Here is a 4978-nt window from a genome sequence, read left to right as displayed (position 1 = left end):
GTCCATGGGGAGGGTGATGTTCTCCAGGGCGTTCAGCGTCGGGAGGAGGTTGAACGCCTGGAAGATGAAGCCGATCCTGTCGCGGCGCAGCTGGGTGAGCTTCTTGTCCTTGAGGCCGGTGATCTCCGTGTCCTCCAGGTGGATCTGGCCGCTGGTCACCGTGTCCAGGCCGGCCAGGCAGTGCATGAGCGTGGACTTGCCGGAGCCGGACGGGCCCATGATCGCGGTGAACTGGCCGCGGTGGATGTCCACGTCCACGTGGTCGAGGGCGACGACGCGGGTCTCGCCGGAGCCGTACGCCTTGACGACCTGGCGCGCCCGGGCGGCCACGGAGCCGTGCCCCCCGCCGCTTCCGTGCCTGGTCTCGGTCATCGCCGTTGTCACGGTGCTTCTCCCCTGTTGGTGTGGTGCCTGCGTGCGCGCCGCCGCGTGGGTGCTGTTGTGCGTGCCTGCTGTGTGTGCTGCCGCGGGCGTGCGTGCTGCGTGTGCGCGTGCTGCGTGTATGCGTGCGTCGCCGTCGTGAAGTCTGCTGAACAGGGGGTGTCCGGCGCCCTGGTGCCCGTCGCCGTATCCGCCGGGGGGTTAACCCCACCCCGCCCCCGCGGCCCCGTCCATGTGAACCAGTTAAAGACGCGGAAGGCCCTTCGGCCTCCTCCGTCGGGACGAAAGTCCCCTGGGCCCAAATGCTGAGGGACCCCTAGGGGTCGTCCGCCCTCCGACGGACCGGACGTAGGGGACACCGCCCGGGTGCACCCCTCGTGAGACGGGGATTCCGCCCGGCGCACCCCGGTGAGAAGGTGTCTGCGCGGACGGAGGGGGAGCTGATGGCGACGGAGAAGTGCGGGGGCGGAGCCTCCGGCGGAGAGCCGGCCGGCGCCCCCGGGCGAAAGCTTTCCGCCGAAACGGCGGAGGCGGGAACACCGCCCGCCGCGGCCCGGCCGCCGGCGAAGGCCGTCGCCTCGCTGATGCTCTGCATGGCCCTGGTCGCCCTCGACACCACGATCGTCTCCACCGCCGTCCCCCAGATCGTCGGGGACATCGGCGGTTTCTCCGTCTTCTCCTGGCTCTTCTCCGGCTACCTCCTCGCCGTCACCGTCACCCTCCCGGTCTACGGCAAGCTCAGCGACACCTTCGGCCGCAAGCCGGTCCTGCTCTTCGGCACGGCCCTGTTCCTCGCCGGCTCGCTGCTGTGCGCGTCCGCCTGGAACATGGGCGCGCTGATCGCCTTCCGGATCGTCCAGGGGCTGGGCGGCGGCGCCCTCCAGGGCACCGTGCAGACCCTGGCCGCCGACCTCTACCCGCTGCGCGACCGGCCGCGCATCCAGGCCCGGATGACCACCGTGTGGGCGAGCTGCGCGCTCGCCGGCCCGGCCCTCGGCGGCGTGATCGCCGGATACGCGGGCTGGCGCTGGACCTTCCTGATCAACGTGCCACTGGCCGGGCTGGCCCTGGTGCTGACCGTCCGCCACCTCGTCGAACCCCGGCGCTCGCCCGCCCGTCGCGGCCCCGTCGACTGGGCGGGGGCGCTCGGCATCTTCGCCTGCGGCGGGCTGCTGCTGTTCGCCCTGGTCCAGGGCGGGGTCGCCTGGCCGTGGCGGTCCGCGCCCTCGCTGGGGCTGCTGGGGGCGAGTGCGGTGCTGGCCGTGCTGGTGGTCCGGGTGGAACGCCGGGCGGCGGACCCGATCCTGCCCGGGTGGGTGTGGCGCCGGCGGACCATCGCCGCCGTCAACCTGGCGATGGGGGCCCTGGGTCTGCTGATGGTCGCCCCGATGGTGTTCATGCCGACGTACGCGCAGTCCGTGCTCGGGCTCGGGCCGGTCGGGGCGGGACTGGTGACGGGCCTGATGACCCTCAGCTGGCCGCTGACGGCCGCCGTCTGCCAGCACGTGTACCGGCGCGTCGGCTTCCGTGACACGGCCGCCCTCGGGATGGGGCTGGCCGCGGCGGTGCTGTTCTCTTTCACCCTGCTGCCCTATCCCGCCCCGGCCTGGCGGCCCGCGGTGATCATGCTGCTGCTGGGCGCCGCGCTGGGCCTGTTCCAGCTGCCGCTGGTGGTCGGGGTGCAGTCCACGGTGGGCTGGGCCGAGCGCGGCACGACGACGGCCTCGGTGCTGTTCTGCCGCACCGTCGGGCAGGCGGTGGGGGCCGCGCTGATGGGGGCGGTGGCCAACGCGACGGTCGCCGCCCGGCTGGGGCGGGAGCGGCTGCCCGGGCTGCCGCACCGGCTGGACGACGTGTCACGGGCCCTGGCGGAGCCGGGCGGCCTCTCGCGGGCCGCGTCGGAGCACCTGCGGGCGGCGGTGGCGGCCGCGGTGCACCACGTCTTCCTCGGCGCGGCGTTCGCCGGGGTCGCGGCGCTGCTGGTCCTGCTGCTGCTGGCGCCCCGGCGGTTCCCGGTCCTGCCGGAACACCGATGACGGCCGCTTGACAACTTGTCATGCCTACCCCGTTGGGGTGAGGCTCTCCCCAGGACCGCATCCTCGGGGGGACGACATGGCATCCGCACTCTTCGCACTGGCGTTACTGGCCGCCTTGGCCGGCCCCGTCGCACTGCGCCTGTACCGCAGGCCCGGCATCATCACCGGACGCGACGGCCGGCTCTCCACCTCGACCACCCTGGCCCTGGCCTGGACCGTGATCCTGGTCTGGCTGCTGCTCACGATCCTCGGCTACGGACTGACGGCCGGCGGCGGGACCGGCTACTTCGGCGGTGCACACGGCCCGCTGTCCTCCCTGACCACGGTCTACCTCCCGCTCCTCGGCGGCCCGTACGTCGCCCTGATCGCGGCGAAGACGGTCGTCGGGATCAGGGTGGAGAACGGCACCCTGGCCAAGCCGGCCCCGAAGCCCACCGCCACCGGGCGCCGGCCGCTGCGGGAGCTGATCGCCAACGACAGCGGCCGCACCGACCTCGTGGACCTGCAGTACGTGGCCCTGAGCGCGGTGACGATGCTCTACGTCGTCCTCTTCTTCCTCTCCGACGTCAGCCGGGGCCTGCCCGAGCTGCCCGCGGAGATCTGGGCGCTGACCGGCGCCCCCGCCGGGGCGTACCTGGTGAACAAGATGGCCACCCGCGGCAACCCGGTCATCACCCACGCCGCCGTCACCCCCGACGGCACCCTCACGGTCGAGGGCGGCGGGTTCACCGACCCCCGCCTCACGGTGGACGACACCCCGCTCCCGGCGGTCCAGGACCCGGCGACGGGCACCCTCACGGCCACCCTCCCGCCGGGCACCACGCCCCCGTTCACGCTGGTGGTCACCTCCCGCGGCCTGCGCAGCGACCCGTACCACCAGCCGGCGGCACCGGCCACGGCACAACCGGCCGCGGGCTAGCCGCCCTCAGGGCCGCTCCCCTTGTGCCGGGCGTAATAACGGGCCACCCGGGCCCGGTTCCCGCAGACCGACGCCACGCACCAGCGCCGCCGGGGGTGCGCCGGAAGGAACATCAGCACGCAGTCGTCCGCCTCGCACACGCGCACGGACGTCACCCGCGCGTCCGTCAGCAGGTCCACCACCGCCTCCGCCAGCTCCGCGGCCAGCCGCGCCGCCGGGGCGGCCTCGCGGTGCGGGGCGGCCACCAGCCCGGTCGGCTCCGACCAGCACAGCTCACGCCTGACGGGGGCCGCGGCGAGGACCGCGTTCAGCGCCTCCAGCGCCCCGGCCGGCGGCCGCTCACCACGCCGGACGGCCTCCAGCGCCGGCCCGGCGGCCTCCCGCACGGCGTGCGCGGCGGCCACCTCGGCCTCCCCCACCTCGGCGACCCGGCTCAGCCGGTCCCCCTCGACCGCCAGCCAGGCGGCCAGACCGGCCCGGTCGGCGATGAGGTCGCCGGCGTCGGCGGGCCGGGTGTTCAGCAGGTCGAGCGCGAGGGGCTCGCCGGTCAACGGGAAGAAGAACGTCACCGGCTAATGCTACCAATAACCCTTGACACATTAGAGATCCCTGCCCGAGGCTAATGCCACTTGACCACTTGGAGGCATGTGATGCTCGCGCACCGCACCATCGACGTCGCCGGCGTGACCGTGGCCTACCGCGAGAGCGGCCCCGCCGACGGCCCCGTCCTGCTGCTCCTGCACGGCTTCCCCACCGCCTCGCACCAGTTCACCCGCTTGATGGACGCCCTCGGCGACACCCCGTACCGGCTGATCGCCCCCGACTACCCCGGCTTCGGCCGCACCGAGACCCCGCCCGGCTTCACCTACACCTTCGACCGCCTCGCGGACATCGTGGAGGGGTTCACCGACGCCCTCGCCCTGGACCGCTTCGCCCTGTACGTCTTCGACTTCGGCGCCCCCGTCGGCCTGCGGCTCGCCACCCGGCGCCCCGAACGGATCACCGGCCTCATCGTCCAGAACGGCAACGCCTACGACGAGGGGCTCTCCGCCGAGGCACGCGGGTTCGCGGCACTCCGTCGGGAGGTACCGGGCAACGAGGAACGCGTACGCAAGCTGTTCACCCTGGAGGGCACCCGCTTCCAGTACGAGACCGGAGTCGCGGACCCCGCCCTGATCTCCCCCGACAACTGGACCCTCGACGTCCACTACCTCGGCCTGCCGGGGCGGGAGGACGCCCAGGCCGACCTCGCCTTCGACTACGCCTCGAACTTCACCCACTACCCGGCCTGGCAGGCCTGGATCCGTGACTCGGGGGTACCGGTACTGGTCGTCTGGGGCGCGGGCGACCCCTTCTTCACCCCGGCGGGGGCCAAGGCGTACCTGCGGGATGCGCCGGAGGCGGAAGTCCACATCTTCGAGGGCGCCGGACACTTCGCCCTCGAAACCCACCTGGACGAAATCACCCCGCTGATCGACGACTTCCTCACCCGCCTCTGACCCTCCCGGGCTGGAGGGTATCCGTCCCCGCCCCGCCCTTCCTCCGTTCCCTGGGACTCCGCCCCAGACCCCGCGCCTCAAACGCCGGCGAGGCTGGATTTTGGCCGGCCACGCCGATCCGCGCGGCGGCTGTGGTCGTACCC

At 73.3% G+C, this 4978-nt stretch carries 5 protein-coding genes; 3 read left to right on the top strand and 2 right to left on the bottom strand.

Annotation, left to right across the window (positions count from 1 at the left end; genetic code table 11):
• Window positions 1–372 (bottom strand): ABC transporter ATP-binding protein (locus tag VR44_RS35865; RefSeq protein WP_425424563.1); only part of this gene is annotated, 372 nt, incomplete at its 3' end.
• 452 nt (window positions 373–824) lie between these two features.
• On the opposite strand from VR44_RS35865, the gene VR44_RS35860 reads away from it, so the two are divergent.
• Both VR44_RS35860 and VR44_RS35855 read left to right on the top strand, forming a co-directional pair.
• Window positions 825–2417, top strand: a complete 1593-nt coding sequence (locus VR44_RS35860; RefSeq protein ID WP_045951839.1) for an MFS transporter — start codon at window positions 825–827, stop codon at window positions 2415–2417.
• Window positions 2418–2493: 76 nt separating this feature from the next.
• Window positions 2494–3336: a hypothetical protein gene (locus tag VR44_RS35855; RefSeq protein ID WP_245692787.1), complete on the top strand. Its 843-nt coding sequence runs from the start codon at window positions 2494–2496 to the stop codon at window positions 3334–3336.
• Here the strand turns inward: VR44_RS35855 and VR44_RS35850 are convergent.
• Window positions 3333–3905, bottom strand: a complete 573-nt coding sequence (locus tag VR44_RS35850) for a CGNR zinc finger domain-containing protein (protein WP_045951838.1) — start codon at window positions 3903–3905, stop codon at window positions 3333–3335. The genes VR44_RS35855 and VR44_RS35850 overlap by 4 nt on opposite strands.
• Before the next feature lie 81 nt (window positions 3906–3986).
• On the opposite strand from VR44_RS35850, the gene VR44_RS35845 reads away from it, so the two are divergent.
• On the top strand, window positions 3987–4835 hold the full coding sequence (locus VR44_RS35845) for an alpha/beta fold hydrolase (RefSeq protein ID WP_045951837.1): 849 nt from the start codon (window positions 3987–3989) through the stop codon (window positions 4833–4835).
• Window positions 4836–4978: the final 143 nt, after the last annotated feature.

The sequence above is a fragment of the Streptomyces katrae genome (genome assembly GCF_000966975.1).
GTDB classification, from domain to species: domain Bacteria; phylum Actinomycetota; class Actinomycetes; order Streptomycetales; family Streptomycetaceae; genus Streptomyces; species Streptomyces katrae.
This window is presented reverse-complemented; position numbering and strand designations above follow the sequence as displayed.

Excerpts from the sequence above, each read along its gene's own strand:
- VR44_RS35845 (WP_045951837.1), top strand. The coding sequence starts at position 3,987 with ATGCTCGCGCACCGCACCATCGACGTCGCCGGCGTGACCGTGGCCTAC.
- VR44_RS35855 (WP_245692787.1), top strand. The coding sequence starts at position 2,494 with ATGGCATCCGCACTCTTCGCACTGGCGTTACTGGCCGCCTTGGCCGGC.
- VR44_RS35860 (WP_045951839.1), top strand. The coding sequence starts at position 825 with ATGGCGACGGAGAAGTGCGGGGGCGGAGCCTCCGGCGGAGAGCCGGCC.